This window comes from Streptomyces tirandamycinicus (assembly GCF_003097515.1).
In the GTDB taxonomy this organism is placed as follows: domain Bacteria; phylum Actinomycetota; class Actinomycetes; order Streptomycetales; family Streptomycetaceae; genus Streptomyces; species Streptomyces tirandamycinicus.
The window spans coordinates 3,402,143-3,425,468 of record NZ_CP029188.1; the positions used below are offsets into that span (position 1 = coordinate 3,402,143).

General features: G+C 70.5%; 17 protein-coding genes and 2 tRNA genes. 12 read left to right on the forward strand and 7 right to left on the reverse strand.

What is annotated here, in order from left to right:
- Positions 1 to 14: 14 nt before the first annotated feature.
- The 4 genes from yidC to rpmH are packed head-to-tail and all read right to left on the reverse strand — an operon-like array spanning position 15 to position 2,109.
- Complete coding sequence (yidC, locus tag DDW44_RS15055) at positions 15 to 1,253, reverse strand: membrane protein insertase YidC (protein WP_018890678.1); 1,239 nt, start codon at positions 1,251 to 1,253, stop codon at positions 15 to 17.
- Between the two features lie 3 nt (positions 1,254 to 1,256).
- The gene (yidD, locus tag DDW44_RS15060) at positions 1,257 to 1,583 is read right to left on the reverse strand and encodes a membrane protein insertion efficiency factor YidD (protein WP_017946339.1); all 327 of its coding nucleotides are present in this window, start codon (positions 1,581 to 1,583) and stop codon (positions 1,257 to 1,259) included.
- Positions 1,580 to 1,951, reverse strand: a complete 372-nt coding sequence (gene rnpA / locus DDW44_RS15065) for a ribonuclease P protein component (RefSeq protein ID WP_108908844.1) — start codon at positions 1,949 to 1,951, stop codon at positions 1,580 to 1,582. The genes yidD and rnpA overlap by 4 nt, the downstream gene beginning before the upstream one ends.
- 20 nt (positions 1,952 to 1,971) lie before the next feature.
- Positions 1,972 to 2,109 (reverse strand): 50S ribosomal protein L34, encoded by a 138-nt coding sequence (rpmH, locus tag DDW44_RS15070; protein ID WP_003956500.1) that lies wholly within the window; start codon positions 2,107 to 2,109, stop codon positions 1,972 to 1,974.
- Positions 2,110 to 2,491: 382 nt separating this feature from the next.
- On the opposite strand from rpmH, the gene dnaA reads away from it, so the two are divergent.
- The 11 genes from dnaA to DDW44_RS15135 all read left to right on the forward strand — a co-directional run bounded on the left by dnaA (position 2,492) and on the right by DDW44_RS15135 (position 18,002).
- The gene (dnaA, locus tag DDW44_RS15080) at positions 2,492 to 4,267 is read left to right on the forward strand and encodes a chromosomal replication initiator protein DnaA (protein WP_108906764.1); all 1,776 of its coding nucleotides are present in this window, start codon (positions 2,492 to 2,494) and stop codon (positions 4,265 to 4,267) included.
- A 1,204-nt stretch (positions 4,268 to 5,471) separates the two neighbouring features.
- On the forward strand, positions 5,472 to 6,602 hold the full coding sequence (gene dnaN, locus DDW44_RS15090) for a DNA polymerase III subunit beta (protein ID WP_017946341.1): 1,131 nt from the start codon (positions 5,472 to 5,474) through the stop codon (positions 6,600 to 6,602).
- Positions 6,603 to 6,737: 135 nt separating this feature from the next.
- On the forward strand, positions 6,738 to 7,616 hold the full coding sequence (gnd, locus tag DDW44_RS15095) for a phosphogluconate dehydrogenase (NAD(+)-dependent, decarboxylating) (protein ID WP_017946342.1): 879 nt from the start codon (positions 6,738 to 6,740) through the stop codon (positions 7,614 to 7,616).
- Between the two features lie 70 nt (positions 7,617 to 7,686).
- Positions 7,687 to 8,811, forward strand: coding sequence for a DNA replication/repair protein RecF (recF, locus tag DDW44_RS15100; RefSeq protein WP_108906765.1), 1,125 nt, complete (start codon positions 7,687 to 7,689; stop codon positions 8,809 to 8,811).
- Positions 8,808 to 9,398, forward strand: coding sequence for a DciA family protein (locus tag DDW44_RS15105; protein WP_018890682.1), 591 nt, complete (start codon positions 8,808 to 8,810; stop codon positions 9,396 to 9,398). The genes recF and DDW44_RS15105 overlap by 4 nt, the downstream gene beginning before the upstream one ends.
- Positions 9,399 to 10,137: 739 nt before the next feature.
- Positions 10,138 to 12,213 carry a DNA topoisomerase (ATP-hydrolyzing) subunit B gene (gene gyrB, locus DDW44_RS15110; protein WP_018890683.1) on the forward strand — a complete coding sequence of 692 codons (2,076 nt, stop codon included), beginning with the start codon at positions 10,138 to 10,140 and terminating at the stop codon, positions 12,211 to 12,213.
- A 41-nt stretch (positions 12,214 to 12,254) separates the two neighbouring features.
- On the forward strand, positions 12,255 to 14,900 hold the full coding sequence (gene gyrA / locus DDW44_RS15115; protein ID WP_108906766.1) for a DNA gyrase subunit A: 2,646 nt from the start codon (positions 12,255 to 12,257) through the stop codon (positions 14,898 to 14,900).
- Between the two features lie 126 nt (positions 14,901 to 15,026).
- Complete coding sequence (locus tag DDW44_RS15120; protein WP_026165040.1) at positions 15,027 to 15,602, forward strand: DUF3566 domain-containing protein; 576 nt, start codon at positions 15,027 to 15,029, stop codon at positions 15,600 to 15,602.
- An 83-nt stretch (positions 15,603 to 15,685) separates the two neighbouring features.
- A tRNA-Ile gene (locus DDW44_RS15125) sits at positions 15,686 to 15,762 on the forward strand.
- A 281-nt stretch (positions 15,763 to 16,043) separates the two neighbouring features.
- Complete coding sequence (locus tag DDW44_RS32790) at positions 16,044 to 16,178, forward strand: DLW-39 family protein (RefSeq protein ID WP_003958712.1); 135 nt, start codon at positions 16,044 to 16,046, stop codon at positions 16,176 to 16,178.
- Between the two features lie 402 nt (positions 16,179 to 16,580).
- The gene (locus DDW44_RS15135) at positions 16,581 to 18,002 is read left to right on the forward strand and encodes a hypothetical protein (protein WP_240800393.1); all 1,422 of its coding nucleotides are present in this window, start codon (positions 16,581 to 16,583) and stop codon (positions 18,000 to 18,002) included.
- A gap of 132 nt (positions 18,003 to 18,134) precedes the next feature.
- Here the strand turns inward: DDW44_RS15135 and DDW44_RS15140 are convergent, their stop codons facing one another.
- Complete coding sequence (locus DDW44_RS15140; RefSeq protein ID WP_108906768.1) at positions 18,135 to 19,775, reverse strand: protein kinase domain-containing protein; 1,641 nt, start codon at positions 19,773 to 19,775, stop codon at positions 18,135 to 18,137.
- A 102-nt stretch (positions 19,776 to 19,877) separates the two neighbouring features.
- Entirely contained in the window at positions 19,878 to 20,426 is a 549-nt protein-coding gene (locus DDW44_RS15145; RefSeq protein WP_018890686.1) for a helix-turn-helix domain-containing protein, read from the reverse strand.
- Positions 20,427 to 20,567: 141 nt separating this feature from the next.
- Between DDW44_RS15145 and DDW44_RS15150 the strand changes: the two genes are divergently transcribed.
- Positions 20,568 to 20,640, forward strand: a tRNA-Ala gene (locus DDW44_RS15150).
- 244 nt (positions 20,641 to 20,884) lie between these two features.
- Here DDW44_RS15150 and DDW44_RS15155 read toward each other — a convergent pair.
- Positions 20,885 to 23,260 carry a 2OG-Fe(II) oxygenase gene (locus DDW44_RS15155; protein ID WP_244224042.1) on the reverse strand — a complete coding sequence of 792 codons (2,376 nt, stop codon included), beginning with the start codon at positions 23,258 to 23,260 and terminating at the stop codon, positions 20,885 to 20,887.
- Positions 23,261 to 23,326: the final 66 nt, after the last annotated feature.

The window sequence follows — 23,326 nt, forward strand, 5'->3', positions numbered from 1 at the left end:
GGATGGACTCCTTCTTACTTCTTGGACGAGGGGTGCTTGGGCCGCTGCGAGCCCTTGCGCTGTCCGGACTTGGCTTGACGGGGAGAACCGGGGGATGTGTTCCCCGCCGGCTTGGGAACACTGTCCGTGGGCTCGGCCTGCTTCTCCAGCGAAGGCTTGGCCGCACCGGTCTGGTGAGCGCCGCCCGACTGGCGCTGGGCCTTGCTCTGGCGCTTGGGCTGCTGGCGGCGCCCCGCGGCAGCACCCTCGGCGTCCACCGTGACCGTGTCGCCCTTGACCACGGAGCCGTCCGCCTGAGCGGCGAAGCCCGCCTTGGCCAGCCCCGCGACGAACCGCCGCTCGTTCTCGTTGCGGTCGGCGCCCTTGGCGACGATGGCCTGGACGACCATGCGCCTGCGGCGTCCGCGAACCTCACCGTGGGCCGTGACGCTCTTCAGCAGGCGCTGCAGGTAGTTGTCCTGGGCCTTGGAGCCCGGGGTCGGGTTCTGGTTGATCACGTACATCTGCTGACCCATGGTCCACACGTTGGTGGTCAGCCAGTAGACGAGAACACCGACGGGGAAGTGGATGCCGGTCACGGCGAAGATGAGCGGGAAGATGTACATCAGCATCTTCTGCTGCTGCATGTACGGCGTCTTGACCGTGAGGTCGACGTTCTTCTGCATCAGCTGGCGCTGCGTGAAGAACTGCGACGCCGACATCAGGATGATCATGACCGCGGTGACGACGCGGACATCGGTCACGGACGCGCCCAGCGCCTCGGCCTTGTCGGCGTCCATGAACGTGGCTGCGATCGGGGCTCCGAAGATGCGGGCCTCACGTGCACTGTCCACCAGCTGCTGATTGAGGACACCGATGGTGTCACCCGAGGCGATCTTGCTCAGCACGTGGTACAGCGCGAAGAAGAACGGCGACTGCGCCAGGATCGGAAGGCACGAGGACAGCGGGTTGGTACCCGTGTCCTTGTACAGCTTCATCATCTCTTCGGACTGACGCTGGCGGTCGTTCTTGTAGCGCTCCTGGATCGCCTTCATCTTGGGCTGGAGCGCCTGCATGTTCCGCATCGACTTGATCTGCTTCACGAAGAGCGGGATCAGACAGATACGGATGACCACCACGAGGGACACGATGGACAGTCCCCATGCCCAGCCCGTGTCCGGGCCGAAGAGCGCCCCGTACAGCTTGTGGAACTGGACGATGATCCAGGAGACGGGTGTGGTGATAAAGCTGAAGAGACTGGCAATCGTGTCCACTAATCAGGCTCCTTGAGCATTGGGCGAGGTCTCTGCGGCCGGGCTGGTCTCAGGGGGGTGCCCGCCCTTGCCGCCGCGCAGGTGGTCGCGCAGCAGCTCGTGCCAACGAGGTCGTTTACGGGGAGGGACATGGTCCACACCGCCGGGCGACCACGGATTGCACCGCAGGATGCGCCAGGCAGTCAGCGCCGTGCCCTTCACAGCGCCATGCCGGTCGATCGCGGTGTACCCGTAGTGGGAGCACGACGGGTAGTACCGGCAGACGGGTCCCAGCAGCGGGCTGATCGTCCACTGGTACAGCTTGATCAGAGCCAGCAGCGGGTACTTCATCGCGCGCCCCTTCCCTGCAACCGCTGGAGAGCGGCGTCCAGGTCTCGGGCCAGCTGTGCATGATCGGCGTCACCCGCTCCGGGCAGCGCCCGTACGACCACCAGGCTACCGGGGGGAAGCTCGGACAGGCGTTCGCGCATCAGGTGGCGAAGTCTCCGCTTCACCCGGTTCCGCACCACCGCACCACCCACCGCCTTGCTCACGACGAAACCCGCACGTGTCGGGGGAGCGCTCTCCCCAGACGCGTGCGGGTCCGTTGAACCGCTGCGAAGATGGACGACGAGAAGCGGGCGTCCGGCCCGGCGTCCCCGGCGTACCGCGGTCGCGAAGTCCTCGCGCCGCCTCAGCCGATTGTCGGTAGGCAGCACGTCATGACCTGTGCTGCAGATCAGGCGGACAGACGGGCGCGACCCTTGCTGCGGCGGGACGCGAGAATCGCGCGGCCGGCACGGGTGCGCATCCGCAGCCGGAAGCCGTGGGTCTTCGCGCGACGACGGTTGTTCGGCTGGAAGGTGCGCTTGCTCACTCGGGGGCTCCAGAAATGATGTGTGGGTGGCGGGGCATCGCCTGGCTGTCACCGTGCGCCCACGAGTAGCTCGCAATACGCCCGAGTGCACCGCTTCACGATCACCGATCGTGATCCACTGATCGTGATCTTTGCCCATCGGAGGCAGGCGGCAGCAGCCATCGACAACTCGACCTGGTTACGGTACGCGCGGCTACGCCATCCGGTCAAACCAGGGTCACTGCGGCGCCGACTGTACACAGGCTGTGGACAACAACTTGAACCGCACCGGTCGCCCTGACTACCGTGACTGAACTCGAATTCCTTTCCCACCCGCCTGCCGGGCCTGACCGACCCGTCCCGAGAACCACACATTCGTGGGACCTGTGAGAGAGCGTGCCTTGTGGCTGACGTACCTGCCGATCTTGCCGCAGTGTGGCCACGCGTGCTGGAACAGCTTCTCGGAGAGGGCCAGCAGGGCATCGAGCCCAAGGACAAGCAGTGGATCGAGCGCTGCCAGCCGCTGGCGCTGGTGGCCGACACCGCTCTGCTGGCCGTCCCCAACGAATGGGGCAAGCGCGTTCTCGAGGGCCGGCTGGCCCCGCTGATCAGTGACACCCTGAGCCGAGAGTGCGGCCGCCCGATCCGGATCGCGATCACCGTCGACGAGTCCTCGGCCGAGCCCGTCACCGCGGCGGGACCGCCCGTACAGCAGCCTCCCCGCTACCAGGGTCCGCAGCACGACGAGCCGCGCCACAGTGACGCCTACGACGGGTACGGCCATCGGCCCGGAGAGGACGACGGGCTGCCGCGCATCCGCCCCGCCTACCCCGAGTACCAGCAGCAGCGCCCGGAGCCCGGTGCCTGGCCGCGCACCCAGGAGGACCTGTCCTGGCAGCAGACGCGGCTGGGCGGCTTCCAGGAGCGCGACCCCTACGCCACGGCCCGCCCCCGGCAGCCGCAGCACGACTACCGCTCGCCCCTGCCCGACCGCGGACAGTACGACCACCAGCGCCCCGACCGGCCGGACCTCCCGGAGACCGGGACCCCGCGGCACGGCGGACCGCTTCCGGGCGCACCCGGGGCCGGCGGCGCCCCCGGGCCCCTCGGCGCGCAGCCCGCACCGGCCCCGGGCCCCGGTGAGCCGCACGCCCGGCTGAACCCCAAGTACCTCTTCGACACCTTCGTCATCGGCGCGTCCAACCGGTTCGCCCACGCCGCCGCCGTCGCGGTGGCCGAGGCCCCGGCGAAGGCGTACAACCCCCTCTTCATCTACGGGGAGTCGGGACTCGGCAAGACCCATCTGCTGCATGCCATCGGGCACTACGCGCGCAGCCTCTACCCCGGCACCCGGGTGCGGTACGTGAGCTCGGAGGAGTTCACCAACGAGTTCATCAACTCCATCCGCGACGGCAAGGGCGACGCCTTCCGCAAGCGCTATCGCGATGTGGACATCCTGCTGGTCGACGACATCCAGTTCCTCGCGAGCAAGGAGTCGACGCAGGAGGAGTTCTTCCACACCTTCAACACGCTCCACAATGCGAACAAGCAGATCGTGCTGTCCTCCGACCGGCCGCCGAAGCAGCTGATGACCCTGGAGGACCGGCTGCGGAACCGCTTCGAGTGGGGCCTCACCACCGATGTGCAGCCGCCGGAACTGGAGACGCGCATCGCGATCCTGCGCAAGAAGGCGGTGCAGGAGCAGCTCAACGCGCCGCCGGAGGTGCTGGAGTTCATCGCGTCCCGGATCTCGCGGAACATCCGCGAGCTGGAGGGCGCGCTGATCAGGGTCACCGCCTTCGCGAGCCTCAACCGGCAGCCGGTGGACCTCGGACTCACCGAGATCGTGCTGAAGGACCTCATCCCGGGCGGGGAGGACGCCGCCCCGGAGATCACCGCGAGCGCCATCATGGCGGCCACCGCCGACTACTTCGGGCTGACGGTGGAGGACCTCTGCGGGTCCTCGCGCAGCCGCGTCCTCGTGACCGCGCGCCAGATCGCCATGTACCTGTGCCGGGAGCTCACGGATCTGTCGCTGCCGAAGATCGGCGCGCAGTTCGGCGGGCGCGACCACACCACCGTGATGCACGCGGACCGCAAGATCCGCGCGCTGATGGCAGAGCGGCGCTCCATCTACAACCAGGTCACCGAGCTCACCAACCGAATCAAGAACGGCTGACCCCGGACGGGCCACGCGGCTCCGCCCGCAGGCCGGGCTAGCACGCCCCAGAGGGTGCGTGCCGCCACAGCGGAGGCCGGGCCGGCCCGTTCCGCGGTGAGCCCGACTGCGGCCGGAACAGCCCCGGCACCCGCACCCGCCACCAGTCACCGTGCACCCGGCACAGCCTGCTCGCCGCCCGGCGGCACCGGCCGCACATCCGGACTGCCCCGATCGGCACACGGTCGATCCTGCGGTCGCCTCCGGGAAGGGCACCCCCTGACACGCCCCGGCTGCCCTCCCGGGGCGCCCCTCGCCGTATCCGGCCGGCTCCGTCTCCGTCCACTCCATCCGCTCCGTGCGTTTTATCCGTCCCGGCCGCTCCGGTCACTCCGGCGGCTCCGTACTGCCCGCGGCCGGTGCGCCGCCGCCCGGGGCGCAGGTACACCAGGCGCAGGTGTGCTGTTCGAATGGACGCCGCGGCGAGGCCGTTCTCCACAGATGTGGGACGGATCTTCCGTCCACAGCCTGGGGACCTGCGAGTTGTCCAGATCGCATCCACAGCGGAGGCGGCGTTGGTGTGATCATCGCTGGTCAGCCGGGTGTGGATTTGTGGCCAACCGCACTCCACAGGCTGTGGACACACGCGCACTCCCCAGGGCGGGACCGGCGTTGTCCCCACCCTGCCCACAGGCTCGGCCGCGTTGCCCACAGCTTCTCCACACCGCTGTCCACTGTTCGGCAACGAAACGCGGGAGCTCACTGGAGCGAGTGAAAGGCGTCACACCAAGGTGCCGGGTTGGCCTGTGGGCAACGTGGGTAAAGCTGGGGACGGCACTGGGGAGAAGCCCCCGTGACCTGTGCACCGGGTGTGCAGAACTTTCCGGCGTCCACAGGAAGCCCGGGTTGTCCACCGGCTCCGCCCACAGGGCCCGTGGACAAAATTTGGCGGCTGACCTGCACAGACGACGTTTTCCACGGTTTCCACAGGCCCTACTACTACTCCCACTCAGAGATACCGGGGAACTCGCTTCGAAGAGGGGCCTGTGCACAACCCGGCACCGGTGACCCGGCTGCCTCTTGTCTCGACTTGACCCCGAGCCGCACCGAGTGTCGGCGCCGTGCGTCAGACTGTTCTCCGGCATCGGACCCCACCACCGGTCGGGGTGGCCGTGTGCCGACGAAGGCCGGCAGGGCGAGCGAGCAACAGCAGGAGGCGGTTCCGGTGAAGATCCGGGTGGAACGCGATGTACTCGCGGAGGCGGTGGCGTGGGTGGCCCGGAGCCTCCCGGCACGTCCGCCGGCGCCCGTTCTCGCGGGCCTTCTCCTGAAGGCCGAGGACGGCGCGCTGAGCTTCTCCAGCTTCGACTACGAGGTCTCCGCGAAGGTCTCGGTCGAGGCGGAGGTCGAGGAGGACGGCACCGTCCTCGTCTCCGGCCGTCTGCTCGCCGACATCTGCCGCGCCCTCCCCAACCGCCCGGTGGAGATCTCCACAGACGGTGTACGGGCGACCGTGGTCTGCGGCTCCTCCCGCTTCACGCTCCACACCCTCCCCGTGGAGGAGTACCCGGCGCTGCCCCAGATGCCCACCGCGACCGGCACCGTCCCCGGTGAGGTCTTCGCCTCCGCCGCGGCCCAGGTCGCCATCGCCGCAGGCCGTGACGACACGCTGCCGGTGCTCACCGGCGTGCGGATCGAGATCGAGGGCGACACCGTCACCCTGGCCTCCACCGACCGCTACCGTTTCGCGGTCCGTGAGTTCCTGTGGAAGCCGGAGTCCCCGGACGCCTCCGCGGTCGCCCTGGTGCCCGCCAAGACCCTGCTCGACACCGCGAAGGCCCTGACCAGCGGTGACACCGTCACCCTGGCGCTGTCCGGCTCGGGTGCCGGCGAGGGCCTGATCGGTTTCGAGGGCGCGGGCCGGCGGACGACCACCCGTCTGCTCGAGGGGGACCTGCCGAAGTACCGCACGCTCTTCCCCACCGAGTTCAACTCGGTGGCCGTGATCGAGACGGCCCCGTTCGTCGAGGCCGTCAAGCGCGTCGCCCTGGTCGCCGAGCGGAACACTCCGGTCAGGCTCAGCTTCGAGCAGGGAGTGCTGATCCTGGAGGCGGGGTCCAGCGACGACGCACAGGCTGTGGAGCGTGTGGACGCACAGCTGGAGGGCGACGACATCTCGATCGCCTTCAACCCCACGTTCCTGCTGGACGGACTCAGCGCCATCGACGCCCCGGTCGCGCAGCTCTCCTTCACCACCTCCACCAAGCCGGCGCTGCTCAGCGGCAAGCCGGCCGTGGACGCGGAGGCGGACGAGGCCTACAAGTACCTGATCATGCCGGTGCGCCTCAGCGGCTGAGCCCCGCTCCGGTACGCGGCCGGTTCGGCCCAGTCGGCCTGTACCGATGAGCGCCCGACCCCACAGGTGTGTGCCCATGTCCCGGCGTAGGCTCGGACGCGGGTACGAAACACCACACCGTAAGGATTCTTTCTGATGGAGCTCGGTCTCGTCGGCCTCGGCAAGATGGGCGGCAACATGCGCGAGCGCATACGCCGCGCAGGTCACACCGTCATCGGTTACGACCGCAACCCGGACCTCTCCGACGTCCCCAGCCTCGAGGCGCTCGTGGAGGGGCTCGCAGGCCCGCGGGTGGTGTGGGTGATGGTCCCCGCCGGCGCCGCGACCCAGGCGACCATCGACGAGCTGGCCGGGCTCCTGTCACCCGGGGACGTCGTCGTCGACGGCGGCAACTCCCGGTGGACGGACGACGAGAAGCACGCCGTCGAGCTGGGCATCAAGGGCATCGGATTCGTCGACTGCGGTGTCTCGGGCGGGGTCTGGGGCCTGGAGAACGGCTACGCGCTGATGTACGGCGGCTCGAAGGAGGACGTCGCCAAGGTCCAGCCGGTCTTCGACGCGCTGAAGCCCGAGGGCGAGTACGGCGCGGTGCACGCGGGCAAGGTCGGCGCCGGCCACTTCGCGAAGATGGTCCACAACGGCATCGAGTACGCCATGATGCAGGCCTACGCCGAGGGCTGGGAGCTGCTGGAGAAGGTCGACTCCGTCACCGATGTGCGCGAGGTCTTCCGATCCTGGCAGGAGGGCACGGTCATCCGCTCCTGGCTGCTCGACCTCGCGGTCAACGCGCTGGACGACGACGAGCACCTGGAGAAGATCCGCGGCTATGCACAGGACTCCGGCGAGGGCCGGTGGACCGTGGAGGCCGCGATCGACAACGCGGTGCCGCTGCCGGCGATCACCGCGTCCCTGTTCGCGCGGTTCGCGTCCCGTCAGGACGACTCCCCGCAGATGAAGATGATCGCCGCCCTGCGGAACCAGTTCGGCGGGCACGCGGTCGAGAGCAACCGGTAATCCACACACTGCGGAGAACGGTCGGCCGGCGGAGCAGCCGGCGGCAGACCGTAGGGAGGTCGGCGCCGCCATGCACGTCACGCATCTGTCGCTGGCCGACTTCCGCTCGTACGCCCGGGTCGAGGTCCCGCTCGAGCCGGGCGTCACCGCCTTCACGGGCGCCAACGGGCAGGGCAAGACCAATCTGGTGGAAGCCGTCGGCTATCTCGCGACGCTCGGCAGCCACCGGGTCTCCTCGGACGCACCGCTGGTGCGGACCGGAGCGGACCGGGCGGTCATCAGGGCCGCGGTCACCCAGGGCGAGCGATCCCAGCTGATCGAGCTGGAGCTCAACCCGGGAATGTCGAACCGGGCGCGCATCAACAGGTCCTCGCAGGTCCGGCCCCGTGACGTGCTGGGGATCGTCAGGACCGTGCTGTTCGCGCCGGAGGACCTGGCCCTGGTGAAGGGCGATCCCGGCGAGCGCCGGCGCTTCCTGGACGACCTGGTCACGGCACGCTCACCCCGGATGGCCGGGGTGCGGTCCGACTACGAGCGGGTACTCAGGCAGCGCAACACCCTGCTGAAGTCGGCCGCGATGGCGCGGCGGCACGGCGGCCGCGCCATGGACCTGTCGACCCTGGACGTGTGGGACCAGCACCTCGCCCGGGCAGGGGCGGAGCTGCTGGCACGGCGGCTGGATCTGATCGCCACGCTGCAGCCGCTGACCGACAAGGCGTACGAGCAGCTCGCTCCGGGCGGCGGGCCGGTCGCGCTCGAGTACCGCGGGTCGGGGGGCGGCGGTGCGGCGCAGTCGCGCGAGGAACTGTTCGAGCAGCTCGTGGCCGTGCTGGGCGAGACGCGCCGGCAGGAGATCGAGCGCGGGGTCACGCTGGTCGGGCCGCACCGCGACGAGCTGCTGCTGAAGCTGGGCGGGATGCCGGCGAAGGGCTATGCCAGCCACGGCGAGTCCTGGTCCTACGCCCTCGCGCTGCGGCTGGCCTCGTACGACCTGCTGCGGGCGGAGGGCAACGAGCCGGTGCTGGTGCTCGACGACGTGTTCGCCGAGCTGGACGCCCGGCGGCGGGAGAGGCTGGCGGAGCTGGTGGCCCCCGGCGAGCAGGTGCTGGTGACGGCGGCGGTGGACGAGGACGTTCCGGCGGCGCTGGCGGGCGCGCGGTACCGGGTCGCGGACGGGGCGGTGGAGCGCGCATGAGCGAGAACGGGACTTCGCGGGTGTCCGGGACGGGTACGCCGTCAGCATCGGTGCCGTCGGTGCCGACGGAGCCGCTGCCCGGGCCCTCGGGCGTCGATCTCGCGCGCGTGGCGCTGCGCGCGGCGAAGGAGCAGGCCCGGGCCCGAGGCGCGGCCGCGCTGGAGAAGCGCCAGGCCAGGCGGGGTGGCGGCCTGCGGTCGGGGGCCCGCGCGGACGGCCGGGACCCGCTGCCGCTGGGCGCGGCGATCAACCGGCTGATCACCGAGCGGGGCTGGGAGACTCCCGCGGCGGTGGGCGGAGTGATGGGCCGCTGGCCGCAGATCGTGGGCGAGGACCTGGCGAAGCACTGCGTCCCGCTCCGCTACGACGAGGACCCGGACGAGCGGGTACTCACCGTCCAGTGCGACTCGACGGTGTGGGCGACCCAGCTGCGCCTGCTCGCTCCGCGGCTCGTGGCCCGGCTGAACGAGGACCTCGGCCAGGGCACGGTCCGGGTGATCAGGGTCCTGGGCCCCGGCGGCCCGGCCCGCCGCTTCGGACCGCTGCGCGCGCCGGGCAGCACGGGTCCCGGCGACACCTACGGCTGACGCCCCGCGACGGCCGGGACCTCCCCACCGGGCACCCGGGTGGCCACAGCGGCCGCCCGGACCACAGCGGCCGCCCAAACCACAACGGCCCACGAGGACCACAGCGGCCGCACGGATACCACCGTCCCGCACCGCTCCCGCGGGTGGTCTGCGTCACATGCGCGGGTCCGTTTCCGGCTCGCCGCGGCCGGACCTCCGACGGCCGCCCGCCACGGCTCCGGATGCGGTGCCCGGCCTCTGACCGGCCGTCCCGGTGCCGGTGCCCGGCGAGCGGCGTCCCGTTTCCCCGGGGCCGGGCGGAGGATCCGCGACGGCGGACCACGCCCCACCGGCCCCCCAGTCCGCCGACGGCGACGCCCGAGCCGGCCGATGACGATCATCACCGCAGGTCAGAGGGCGTCGAGGCGTGACCGCTACCTCTCCGCGCCCGACGTCCTCGCCACGCGACGGCGCACTGCCGCCCCCGGTGGGACCGGTGGGGCGCACGGGGTGTCCCTCACCGTAGCCGGGGGTTGACAGGCCGAAGCGCTCAAAGCCGGTGTGAGCCTCTTGGAGGCCCTTCCCGAATATGGGGAGTCGGCGACCGCCCGTTGAGGGCGGCACATGCGGACTCAGGGACCCGCAAACCCCCATTCATGTCGGCGGTACCGGTAGACTGGTAGAGATTCCCGCCACTGCGCGGGACACGTCGATTACAGCCGAACGACGCAACCGGTCCCGCTTGCCCGGAGAACGGTGTGTGCTGTGCCAGAAAGGGCGCTTCGTGGCCGATTCCGGCAACCCCAACGAGAACATTCCTTCCACTGCTGCCGACGGGACCGGCCAGGGCCTGGGGCCCTCGTCGTACGACGCCAGCGCGATCACCGTCCTCGAGGGTCTGGACGCGGTCCGCAAGCGCCCCGGCATGTACATCGGGTCGACCGGTGAGCGTGGTCTTCATCACCTCGTCCAGGAGGTCGTCGACAACTCCGTCGACGAGGCCCTGGCCGGGCACGCGGACACGATCGACGTGACGATCCTCGCCGACGGCGGGGTCAGGGTCGTGGACAACGGCCGCGGCATCCCCGTCGACATCCACCCGGTGGAGAAGAAGCCGGCCGTCGAGGTCGTCCTCACGGTCCTGCACGCCGGCGGCAAGTTCGGGGGCGGCGGCTACGCCGTGTCGGGCGGTCTGCACGGCGTCGGCGTGAGCGTCGTCAACGCGCTCTCCACCAAGGTCTCGGTGGAGATCAAGCGCGACGGCTACCGCTGGACGCAGGACTACAAGATGGGGGTGCCCACCGCCCCGCTGGCGAAGCACGAGCCGGTCGAGGACTCGGGTACCACGGTCACGTTCTGGGCCGACCCGGACATCTTCGAGACGACCGAGTACTCCTTCGAGACGCTCTCGCGCCGCTTCCAGGAGATGGCCTTCCTCAACAAGGGCCTGACCCTGACGCTGACGGACGAGCGGGAGTCGGCGAAGGCGACCGTCGGCGCGGACGACCCGGACGCGGAGGCGGCGGACGAGCCGAAGGCGCGCACGGTCGAGTACCACTACGAGGGCGGCATCGTCGACTTCGTGACGTACCTGAACTCCCGCAAGGGCGAACTGATCCACCCCACGGTCATCGACATCGAGGCCGAGGACAAGGAGCGGCTGCTCTCGGTCGAGGTGGCGATGCAGTGGAACTCGCAGTACAGCGAGGGCGTCTACTCCTTCGCCAACACGATCCACACCCACGAGGGCGGTACCCACGAGGAGGGCTTCCGCGCCGCGCTCACGGGCCTGGTCAACCGCTATGCGCGGGACCGGAAGCTGCTGCGCGAGAAGGACGACAACCTCACCGGTGAGGACATCCGCGAGGGTCTGACCGCGATCATCTCGGTCAAGCTCGGCGAGCCCCAGTTCGAGGGCCAGACCAAGACCAAGCTGGGCAACACGGAGGCGAAGACCTTCGTCCAGAAGGTGGTCAACGAGCACCTCACCGACTGGTTCGACCGCAACCCCAACGAGGCCGCGGACATCGTCCGCAAGGGCATCCAGGCCGCCACGGCCCGTGTCGCCGCCCGCAAGGCCCGCGACCTCACGCGCCGCAAGGGCCTGCTGGAGAGCGCCTCGCTGCCGGGCAAGCTGTCCGACTGCCAGTCGAACGACCCGACCAAGTGCGAGATCTTCATCGTCGAGGGAGACTCCGCCGGCGGCTCGGCCAAGTCCGGCCGCAACCCGATGTACCAGGCGATCCTGCCGATCCGGGGCAAGATCCTGAACGTCGAGAAGGCGCGGGTCGACAAGATCCTCCAGAACACCGAGGTCCAGGCGCTGATCTCCGCCTTCGGCACCGGTATCCACGAGGACTTCGACATCGAGAAGCTCCGCTATCACAAGATCATCCTGATGGCGGACGCCGACGTGGACGGCCAGCACATCAACACCCTGCTGCTGACCTTCCTCTTCCGCTTCATGCGGCCGCTGGTCGAGGCGGGCCATGTGTTCCTCTCCCGTCCGCCGCTCTACAAGATCAAGTGGGGCCGCGACGACTTCGAGTACGCGTACTCCGACCGCGAGCGGGACGCCCTCGTCGAGCTCGGCAAGCAGCAGGGCAAGCGGATCAAGGAAGACTCGATCCAGCGCTTCAAGGGTCTCGGCGAGATGAACGCCGAGGAGCTGCGCGTCACCACGATGGACGTCGAGCACCGCGTCCTCGGCCAGGTCACGCTGGACGACGCCGCGCAGGCGGACGACCTGTTCTCGGTGCTGATGGGCGAGGACGTCGAGGCACGGCGCTCCTTCATCCAGCGCAACGCCAAGGACGTCCGCTTCCTCGACATCTGAGTCGGTCTCAGCTGACCGCTCGAAAGGACTGAAGACCAGCAATGGCCGACGAGACCACCCCCGTCCCCGGCGGGGACGCTCCCGCTCCCGTCACCACCGGAATCGAAGAGGACGGCCCGCAGCTGCGGATCGAGCCCGTCGGGCTCGAGACGGAGATGCAGCGCTCCTACCTCGACTACGCGATGTCCGTCATCGTGTCGCGCGCGCTGCCCGACGTACGGGACGGCCTCAAGCCCGTCCACCGCCGTGTGCTGTACGCGATGTACGACGGCGGCTACCGGCCCGAGAAGGGCTTCTACAAGTGCGCCCGAGTCGTCGGTGACGTCATGGGTACGTACCACCCGCACGGCGACTCCTCGATCTACGACGCGCTGGTCCGCCTCGCGCAGCCGTGGTCGATGCGGATGCCGCTGGTGGACTCGAACGGGAACTTCGGCTCCCCGGGCAACGACCCGGCCGCCGCCATGCGCTACACCGAGTGCAAGATGGCGCCGCTGTCCATGGAGATGCTCCGGGACATCGACGAGGAGACCGTCGACTTCCAGGACAACTACGACGGCCGCAACCAGGAGCCGACGGTCCTGCCGTCGCGGTTCCCGAACCTCCTGGTCAACGGCAGCGCCGGTATCGCCGTCGGGATGGCCACCAACATCCCGCCGCACAATCTGCGCGAGGTCGCGGCCGGCGCCCAGTGGGCGCTGGAGCATCCGGAGGCCACCCACGAGGAACTCCTGGACGCGCTGATCGAGCGGATCAAGGGCCCGGACTTCCCGACCGGGGCGCTGGTCGTGGGCCGCAAGGGCATCGAGGAGGCGTACCGCACCGGCCGCGGCTCCATCACCATGCGGGCGGTCGTCGAGGTCGAGGAGATCCAGAACCGGCAGTGCCTGGTGGTCACGGAGCTTCCGTACCAGGTCAACCCGGACAACCTGGCGCAGAAGATCGCCGACCTGGTGAAGGACGGCAAGATCGGCGGGATCGCCGACGTCCGCGACGAGACCTCGTCCCGCACGGGCCAGCGCCTGGTCATCGTGCTCAAGCGCGACGCCGTCGCCAAGGTCGTCCTCAACAACCTGTACAAGCACACCGACCTGCAGACCAACTTCGGCGCCAACATGCTGGCGCTGGTCGACGGGGTGCCGCGCACGCTGTCGCTGGACGCCTTCATCCGCCACTGGGTGACGCACCAGATCGAGGTCATCGTCCGCCGGACGAAGTTCCGGCTGCGCAAGGCCGAGGAACGCGCCCACATCCTGCGCGGTCTGCTCAAGGCGCTCGACGCCATCGACGAGGTCATCGCGCTGATCCGGCGCAGTGACACGGTCGAGGTCGCGCGCGGGGGCCTGATGGGCCTCCTGGAGATCGACGAGATCCAGGCCAACGCGATCCTCGAGATGCAGCTGCGGCGGCTGGCCGCCCTGGAGCGCCAGAAGATCGTGCAGGAGCACGACGAGCTGCAGGCGAAGATCAACGAGTACAACCGCATCCTCGCCTCCCCCGAGAAGCAGCGCGGCATCGTCAGCGAGGAGCTGGCCGCCCTCGTCGAGAAGTTCGGCGACGACCGGCGCTCCCAGCTCGTCCCCTTCGACGGCGACATGTCCATCGAGGACCTGATCGCCGAGGAGGACATCGTCGTCACGATCACCCGCGGCGGCTATGTGAAGCGCACCAAGACCGACGACTACCGCTCGCAGAAGCGCGGCGGCAAGGGCGTGCGGGGCACGAAGCTGAAGGAGGACGACATCGTCGACCACTTCTTCGTCTCCACCACGCACCACTGGCTGCTGTTCTTCACCAACAAGGGACGGGTCTACCGGGCCAAGGCGTACGAGCTGCCGGACGCCGGGCGCGACGCCCGCGGCCAGCACGTCGCCAACCTGCTGGCCTTCCAGCCGGACGAGCAGATCGCCGAGATCCTGGCGATTCGGGACTACGAGGCCGCGCCCTACCTGGTCCTCGCCACCAAGGCGGGCCTGGTGAAGAAGACGCCGCTGAAGGACTACGACTCCCCGCGCTCCGGCGGTGTCATCGCGATCAACCTCCGCGAGACGGAGGGCGGCGGCGACGACGAGCTGATCGGCGCCGAGCTGGTGTCGGCCGAGGACGACCTGCTGCTGATCAGCAGGAAGGCCCAGTCGATCCGGTTCACCGCGACGGACGAGGCGCTGCGCCCGATGGGCCGTGCCACGTCGGGCGTCAAGGGCATGAGTTTCCGCGAGGGCGACGAACTCCTCTCGATGAATGTGGTGCGGCCCGGTACCTTCGTGTTCACTGCCACGGACGGCGGGTACGCCAAGCGGACCGCCGTCGACGAGTACCGCGTCCAGGGCCGTGGCGGCCTCGGCATCAAGGCCGCCAAGATCGTGGAGGACCGCGGCTCCCTGGTCGGCGCGCTGGTGGTCGAGGAGACCGACGAGATCCTCGCCATCACCTTGTCCGGTGGTGTGATTCGTACGCGAGTCAATGAAGTCAGGGAGACGGGCCGTGACACCATGGGCGTCCAGCTGATCAACCTCGGCAAGCGGGATGCCGTCGTGGGCATCGCGCGCAACGCGGAGGCCGGCCGTGAGGCCGAAGAGGTCGAAGGGACCGGGGAAGCCGAAGAGGGCACCGAGGCCGGGACCCCCGAGGCTGCCGGGAACGGCCAGGGCACGGAGCCCTCGGCCGGAGAGCACGACGAGGAGTAGAGCGTGAGTGGAGCCACCGGCGCCGGATCGGCCGATGCCGGCGATGCTTCTGGAGCGAACGGTGCCAGTGGCTCCGCCTCGCACTCCCGGGCGGGGGGCGCACCCGCCGACGGCGGGGGGACGACCGTGACCGACAGCCGGGGGTCGCAGCCCCCGCACGAAACCTATGGTGGGGAGCAACCGGTGCAGCAGGGAACCCAGCCGTACCACCCGCCCCAGGCGTACCCCTCCCCTCCTGGGGGGACGCAGGGCGGCCAGCAGCGTCCTGGTCAGCAGACGGCCGCCGGCGCGGCCGTCCGCCGGCCCCGCACCGGGGCGACCACACAGCCCCGGACCCGCAAGGCCCGACTTCGGGTGGCCAAGGCCGACCCGTGGTCGGTGATGAAGGTCAGCTTCCTGCTCTCGATCGCCCTGGGCATCTGCACGATCGTCGCGGCGGCGGTGCTGTGGATGGTCATGGACGCCATGGGCGTCTTCTCGACCGTCGGCGGGACGATCAGCGAGGCCACGGGCTCCAACGAGAGCAACGGCTTCGACCTCCAGTCGTTCCTGTCGCTCCCGCGGGTGCTTCTCTTCACGTCGGTGATCGCGGTCATCGACGTGGTGCTGGCCACGGCGCTGGCGACGCTGGGCGCCTTCATCTACAACCTCTCCGCCGGGTTCGTGGGCGGAGTCGAGCTCACGCTGGCCGAGGACGAATAACCCGAGGTCCCGGGGGGCGGAGAACCGATTTTGGGACTGCCCCCCACGTGCGCTAACCTTCAGGGGTCAGCGCGCAGCGCGGCGGGGCTATAGCTCAGTTGGTTAGAGCGCATCCCTGATAAGGATGAGGCCACAGGTTCAAATCCTGTTAGCCCCACCAGCACGAAGACCCCCAGTCGATCATGGTTGGGGGTCTTCGGCGTTCCCGGTCCGCACCATCGTGGGGTCCTCGGAGCCGGCGGCGTCGTGGCCGCGCCTGGAAGGTGCGTCCCGGGCGGGACCCGTTGGGTGCCCGAGTGGGGCCGATCCCTGGTGGTGGGAGGGGAATTGACCACTCGCAGGTCTCCGGCCGGGGCGTATGCAGGTCACCGAACGGTATCGATCGGTGTGTATAGTCGGGCGCCAGAAGTCCCCTACGTCAAGGAAAGACGAGGTCGCGCGGTGAAGAAGCTTCTCCTGGTCGCACTGGCCGCCATCGGCGGGCTCCTCGTGTACCGCCAGATCCAGGCGGATCGCGCCGAGCAGGATCTGTGGACGGAGGCGACCGACTCCGTGCCCGCAGGTTCGGGTGTGTGAGCCGCAAACAGTCTGAGAGTGACGGAGCCCCGGCCGCCGAGCGGCCGGGGCTCCATGCCGTTCACCTTGCCGAGGCCGACGCCTGACCCTCGATGGGTTCGCTTACGCGAACAGATCGATTGCGTGAGTGAATGCGGGTGGTGCGCTCCGCGGGTCACGTGCGAGGACGGTGCTGCTTCGGAGCCGTGTGAGGACAGGGGCCGGGGCGGCGGGGCAGGATGGACCGGCACCACGACCGCCCTGGAGGGCGGGCGGACCGGCGTCCGATCCGCGACCCGGATCCGTGAGTGCCGCATGGGCCGTACCGGACCACCGCCGTGTCCGGAGGCGACGGCGGGCCGAAGGCGGGACGGCGTCAGGACGGCGTCAGGACGGCGACGACGACTTGGGGGAAGCGCGGAGATGAGGCAGCGCAGCGGGGCACGGGTGGCGCCGGCCGTGGTGGCGGCGGTGTGCGCGGCGGCCCTGAACACCGCCCCGGCCCAGGCGGCCGATGAGCCGGACCCCTATGTGTTCGGCGCCGGCGCGCGGCCGATCGAGGGCGCGGAGAGCAGTGCCGACGCCGAGGCGCTGGAGGCCGGCACGACCTACCGCTCGTCCATCGGGCCGGGCGGGAAGCTCAACTTCCGCGTCGATCTGGACGCGGTGCGGAACGCGTACGTCTCGGTCGTGGCCGTTCCCCGGACGGGTGCCGGACTCGCGTACAGCGAGGGCATCGAGGTCACCCTCCAGGACGGCCAGGGCACCAGGTGCAGCAGCGCGAACGAGAAGGTGGGCCCGGGCAGGTTCGCGAGGCCGCTGGCCGCCGCCGCGCACCGCACGATCGGGAGCGGCCGCTCGACCTGCCAGGAGGCCGGCGCGTACAACGTGCTCGTGGAGCGCACCGCAGCGGCGGACTCCGCGGCTGCGGACGCCTCCCCGTCAGGGGCCTGGGAGCTGGAGATCCGCCATGTCACCGAGCCCGGGCTGAGTCGGCCGGGGCCGACCGCGGCCCCTACGGAGTGGCCCTCCGCCTCACCCGGCCTGCCCGGAGGCGGGACGAAGGAGGTCGTGGGCGGAACCGGCTTCAACGACGCTGCCGAGATCTCCGAGGGCGAGTGGAGCAGCCGGATGGAGCCGGGGCGGACGTACTTCTACCGGGTCGAGGTCGACTGGGGGCAGCGGATCTTCGGGACCGCCTCGCTGGGGAGTACGAGCACCGAGAACTTCACCTTCGTCGGCGAGGCCCTGACCATGCGGCTCTACAACCCCGTGCGGGCCCTGGTCGAGGACGGCGGGACGGGGTCGTACGACGGCAGGCAGAAGCAGGCCGCGCTGGACCCGTTGCCGGAGGTCGCCTACGAGAACCGTTTCGCCATCAGCGACAAGGTCCAGGGCATGCGGCTCGGCGGTGACCACTACCTCGCCGTCAGCCTGAATCCCCAGCTGGCGGAGAAGTTCGGCAAGGAGAAGTTCGGCGTGACGCTGCGGGTCAACGTCGAGGGAGACGCCAAAGCCGCGCCGCCGTACGCGGGACCGGTCGGCGACCTGGGCGTCTCCGAGGGCGAGAAGGCCGAACGGAGCGGCATGATGCGGCTCGTCGGCGTGGCCGGCGTGGGCACCGGGGCGTTGCTGGTCGTGGGGCTGGGCGCCTGGACGCTGCTGGCGCGGCGGGCCGCCGCAGGGGCACCGCAGGGTGTGCCGTCCGGGGGCATCGGGCCGGGGCACGGCGCCCCCCGGCTGCCGGGGGGCACTCCGGCGCACGCCCCTGGGCCTCCGGCCGGTCCCGGTGCGCCGCAGTCCTTTGGTCCGGCGGGGTCTCCGTACGGCGACGGCCCCGGGTAGGCCGGGACGGCGGGGCCGGGCAGGGGAGGGTTACGGGGCACCGGGACCGGCCGGAGGCGCGGCGCGGCGCGGACGGAGTACGGCCCGCTCCGCACGGTGAGTCGGCCCGCCGGAAGCGTTGCCGGCCGGCGCTCACGCCTGGGCGAGGGCCCAGATCCCGACCGCGAAACAGATCAGTGCGACGACCAGCACCGGGACCGCCACCTTCGGGGGCGGACCCGGGCGTCTGCGTGCCATGGGCGGGGGCGTGGACGACGGGGCGTGGGCCGGCGGGTACGGCATCGGATGCGCCGGGCCCGGGATCCGGGGGCTGTGGCCGGTGTACTGACGAGTCGAGGGCCGTTGGTACGGAACCGCGGCCGTCGGCGCCTGGGCGAGATCCCGCGCAGCGGGCCGATCCGCGCCTCGGTGTTCATGTGGGGACTCGGCGTGGGCGCCCGGCTGCGCGGGTGCGGGCGGCCGGTCCCCGGTCTGGTGCGGCGCCGGTGGCGGGGGCGGCGGGGGCAGCCGGAAGGAGCCGGTCTCCGAGGGCGAGGGCAGGGGCGCTTCCTGCGCGCCGTGGGTGTGAGGCCCTTCCGGGAGCGCATGCCCGGCCTGCTCGGCCCGTCCGGTCGGCGCGATATGCCCGGCATGCTCGGTATGGGTGGCATACCCGGTTTGCCGGGATTCGGGTCGGGGTGGGCGTGACCACGAGTCCGTGCCGTCCGTGCCGTCCGGGCGGTCGGTGCCGTACGTGCCGTACGTGCCGCTCGTGCCTCCGTGTGCCGCCTGCTGCGCCTCACCGGTGTGCCTGGTGTGGCCGGTGTGGCCGACGGCCGGCTGGGCGCCGGTGGTCCGCGGTCCGTCCGGTCCGCGTCCCGTGGCGCCGTCGGGGCTCTCGGGGCCCTCGGGGCCCTCGGGGCCCTTGGGGCCGAAGCCGGAGGGCAGCGCTCCCAGCTGGTCGAAGACCTCGACCGGCTCGTCGTCGACGGCGGCTTCGGGCAGCAGCTCGACGGCCGCGGCGAGCGCCTTGCGCGCACCGGTCGCGGTACGGAAGCGGGCCTGCGGATCGGGCTGGAGCAGACCCGCCAGGACCTGCCACAGCGGCTCCGGAACGCCCTCCGGAGCGCCCGGTGTGCCGTGCGCCGCGAAGTGCTCGATCAGGGCCCGGGAGTCCGGCTTCCGGCCCTCGAGCAGATAGAGGGCCACGAGTCCGACGGCGAACAGGTCGGTGGGGAAGTCCGGTTCCGCGCCGAGCATCTGCTCGGGCGCGAAGTAGCCGGGCGTCCCCACCACGTAGTTCGTCTCGGTGAGCCGAGGCTCGCCCTTCCGCATGGAGATGCCGAAGTCGGACAGCCGCAGATGCGGCCGCCCGGTGCCGGTGGACTCCAGCAGGATGTTCGCGGGCTTGATGTCGCGGTGCACGACCCCCTCCGCGTGCACCGCGGCGAGTCCCGACAGCAGTTGGTCCAGCAGGGTGCAGACGAACCGCGGTGGCAGCGGGCCGTAGTCGCCGATGAGGTGCGCCAGCGACCCGCCGCTCACCAGGTCCATGGTGAACAGCACCTTGTCGTCGTCCGCGGCCCAGCTGGCCGGGGCGAGCACATGAGGGTGATCGATACGCAGCGCCTGCTCGCGGACGAAGCGCAGCAGCGAGTGGGCGTCGCTCTGCTGCAGCACCTTGGCGGCCACATAGCGCCGCCGCCGGTGGTCCCAGGCGCGCCATACGGCGCCGGCCCCACCCCGTCCGATCGGGTCGATCAGCTCGTACCGACCAGCGAAGACCTCACCCATCGCGCTGTGCCCGCTCCCGGTTCCCTGTTCCGGCGTCCTGCATCGTCCGGTGCGCCTTCCCTGTCCCGGCCGCCCGCCCCGGCCGCCCGCGCCCCTGCTCAGTCAGCTCTGGTGCGACTCGTAGTGGGCGACCGCCTCCGCGGTGCGCCCGGCGCCGTACACCCGGAGGAACTCTGCCAGTTCCGGATGCGTGGGGGCGAGCGAGTCCGCCGCGTCGATGATGTCCCCGGCCGCCGCCACCGAGCGGAGCAGCGACTGGATCTCCCGCACCACCCGGCGCACCGTCGGCGCCCCGGAGCTGGTCGTGGACTGCCCGGTTCCGGTGAGCACGGATCCCCCCTGGGACTTCTTGATCTCGTCCATGCGGTCCGTTGCCTCGGCCGCGCTGACGCTGCCGTCGGCGACCTGACCGGCCAGCTCCTGCAGGGCCTGGACACGCTGGACGACCGCCGGATTGCCGATCTTGGCCCGCTGGCCGCTCATCAGCTGGGACAGCATCGGAGCCGACAGCCCCAGCACCGCGGCAAGACGGGCCTGGTTCAGGCCCAGATCGTCGATGAGCCGGCGGAAGAGCGCCCCCAGCGGCTCCCCGTACCAGTTGCGCTGGAGCTCCCTGGCTCTCGCGGTCGTGTCCTGCTGTGCTGCGTCCATGTCGCGTCTCCCCATCGCTTCCCCTGGCGTCGCTTCGCTGCTGCGAACCCGACGAGCATCCTACGGAGAGTGGTCGGATACCGGGAGTCCTCATCCTTTTGGAAGATCCCGGGGGTGACCCGGTACTCTGGTCTCCGTTCCGGGGCCTTAGCTCAGTTGGTAGAGCGCTGTCTTTGCATGGCAGATGTCAGGGGTTCGACTCCCCTAGGCTCCACTCATATGCACCCCTCTGACTTGCGGAAATGCAGTCAGAGAGGTGTTTTTGTCCCGATTTCCCGTGCTGACATGTCAGCACAGGGGTGCCGACGAAGGGGCTCGCGGTCCCCTGTTTACGGAGTTCGAGGCGGTTTCTTCTCCCCGGGGAATCCCCTGGACCCGGCGCCCGCCCATGGTGGCTTCCCTGCCTGGCAGCACTCGTGGTGCAGAGCGATATCAAGCTGGAAGCTGCGTTCCACTGCTCATCGGGGTGTCCGGGGCCAGTTCTTCCGCAGCCACACCAGGTCGGCCTCGGCGCGGTCACGGGTCGCCTGCTCGCGGGTGAAGACCGCGTCCGTCTTGGTGAGGACCAGAGTGTAGGGGCGCCCCTGCCGGCGGGTGGTGTGGGACACGGGCAGGCCGGCCAGATCGATGCGGCTGTGGACATGCCGGCGCCTGGCCTGGGCGAGCGGCCACTCCATGACTCGGCGGGTGCGGGAGTTGAGGAAGGCATCCAGGTCGGGGCAGAGGTCGCAGCCGGAGCGACAGGCGCCGGCGGGGGCGAGTGACCAGTCGTCCGCCGCTCGCACAGGGCGGGCAACACTCGTGGTGAGTACGGTCTCGCAGTGGTCGGCGAGTGCTTGGAAGGCGCGGGCCGCGTGCGTGCCGTTGCGTGCGGTCGCCGGTCGGCGAGCCGCGGTGCGCAGGACCGGGAGCAGGCACTCCAGAACGGTGTCCGGCAGGCCACGCAGTGCGGTGGCGATCGTGTCGGCGGTGCCGCCGTCGGCGGCCTGCAGAACGTGGGCCAAGGGAGCGCCCAGCCGTTCCATGCCCGCGCGGCGCTCCGCCTCGCGGCCCACGTCGAGCCAGCCGGTGAGCTGCTGTCGGGTGGCTTGCCAGGCGCCCTCGGCCAGCGGGGCCGCCACCGCGTCTCCGTCACCGTCGGAGGTCCGTAGTGCGGCGCAGAGGCCGGGCAGCGATGCGAGCCACGCCGTGCGGTCGGCCCCGGTGCGGGCGCCGACGGGGCCGAACCAGGTGCTGACGGTGTTGCGCGCCCACCTCCAGCCGTACTGTGCGGCCGCTGCCGCGAGGTCGGGGGCGTGCTCCTCGGCCAGGGTCTCCACCCCGAATGGGGCCAGCAGCATCGCGGCGGTGTCCGCGTCCCGCAGTCCCACCGCGACGCGCAGAGCGGCGGCGAAGAGCGGCGCGGCCGCCTCGCCCGACCCTTGGTGCTTCCAGAAGGGGGCAAGCGACTGGGCGAGTGTGCGCGCCCGGTGGAGTTCGCCGGCGTCGAGGTGGCCCTGGAGTTCGCGCAGGGCTTGCTCGGAGCCTGCCTCGGCGCGGGCTGCGAACGAGCGTTGCCGTGGCCAGAGCACCACTGCGGCTCGCCGGTACCAGCGGTCCAGGGTGTTGCCGTAGTTGCCCATGTAGCCCTCGTACTCGGACTGGTAGGGCGTCAGGTCCTTGTTCTCGGTGGTGGCGCACACCTCGGCGTACGGGACGGGCAGGGAGATCTGTTCGCCGCCGGTGGCGTCCGGGCGGGTCCACCAGCCGAGGGTGATCTCGTCGTCGATCAGGTCGCCCAGTTCGTAGTCGGAGAAGTCACCGGTGCGGCGGCGCTCGGCGCCGGGTTCACCGTCGGGGTCGAGGCGGCACTCGCCCTCGCACTCGTCGTCCTCGCACTCGTCGAAGTGCTCGGTCTCGCCGTAGTAGTCGTAGCGGTCGTAGGGCGGAACGGCGTCCCAGGTCTCCTTCACTTCGGCCAGTGCCAGCACCGCCTCGCAACCGGCCTGCCCGGCGGCCTGGCGGAGCCGGGCGGCGCGGGTGGCGTCGGCACCCTTGAGACGGTCCCAGTCCAGGCCGCGCCGGGAGTACTCGTGGTCGAGGAGGTAGACGAGCCGGTTGGGAGGTGTGGTCTCCGGGCGGCCGTAGCCGTATCGCTGCTCGGCGGGCTGGGCGAAGTGCTCGGTCAGGCGGTGGGCCAGGTCGGCGACGGGGCCGCCGTCGTTCCCGTCGGCCGGCCGGACTCGTTCGGCCAGCAGGTTCATGGTGAGGGTGACGCGGTACCCGGCGGTGACGGGTCTGACCTCGTGGCGGCAGTCCGCGTAGAAGGCGACGAACGTGAGCTGCTCCCGGGACGCCCGGTGGGTGACGCTGCGACCCGCGTGTTCGACGACGAGTTCGCCGCCGGAGTGGTGGGAGGGCAGCGAGACGACCAGGGTGCCCACCATGGAGTCGTCCTTCTCGGAGTCCTGGTGCGGGAGGAAGAACTGCCCCTTGCCGTAGACGAGGAGCGCGTGCGGTTCGGCCCGCAGCGCGGTGGTGGGCGGCAGGCCGAGGGCGTGGCGGACGCCGTCCAGGACTCCGCTCAGGGTGCGGTCCCAGTCGGGGCCGCCGAGTGTGACCCGGTCCGGGGTGATCTCCCAGGTGTCGCGCACGCGGGTGTCGGACAGCGTCTGCTCACCGCGGCCGAAACGGGCCTGCCTGGCCTGCGCGATCAGCTTCTTGGCGACCGGGGCGCGCACCGGCAGGGGCAGCTCTCCGACCCCGTCGACTTGAATGCGCAGGGCGTGGGCGGACAGCTCGAACCGGGTGCTGAAGTCCCCTCTTTGCTCCTCCTGATCCAGCAGCTCCGCCAAACGCCTCCGTGCTCCGTGTCCCATGGTGGGTGCGTTCCCCTCGTGGTCTGTCCGCGAACCCTGAGG

Coding starts and splice junctions, on each gene's coding strand:
- yidD (WP_017946339.1), bottom strand. CDS start 1,583: ATGAAGTACCCGCTGCTGGCTCTGATCAAGCTGTACCAGTGGACGATC.
- gnd (WP_017946342.1), top strand. CDS start 6,738: ATGGAGCTCGGTCTCGTCGGCCTCGGCAAGATGGGCGGCAACATGCGC.
- recF (WP_108906765.1), top strand. CDS start 7,687: ATGCACGTCACGCATCTGTCGCTGGCCGACTTCCGCTCGTACGCCCGG.
- DDW44_RS15105 (WP_018890682.1), top strand. CDS start 8,808: ATGAGCGAGAACGGGACTTCGCGGGTGTCCGGGACGGGTACGCCGTCA.
- gyrA (WP_108906766.1), top strand. CDS start 12,255: ATGGCCGACGAGACCACCCCCGTCCCCGGCGGGGACGCTCCCGCTCCC.
- DDW44_RS15135 (WP_240800393.1), top strand. CDS start 16,581: ATGAGGCAGCGCAGCGGGGCACGGGTGGCGCCGGCCGTGGTGGCGGCG.
- DDW44_RS15140 (WP_108906768.1), bottom strand. CDS start 19,775: ATGGGTGAGGTCTTCGCTGGTCGGTACGAGCTGATCGACCCGATCGGA.
- DDW44_RS15145 (WP_018890686.1), bottom strand. CDS start 20,426: ATGGACGCAGCACAGCAGGACACGACCGCGAGAGCCAGGGAGCTCCAG.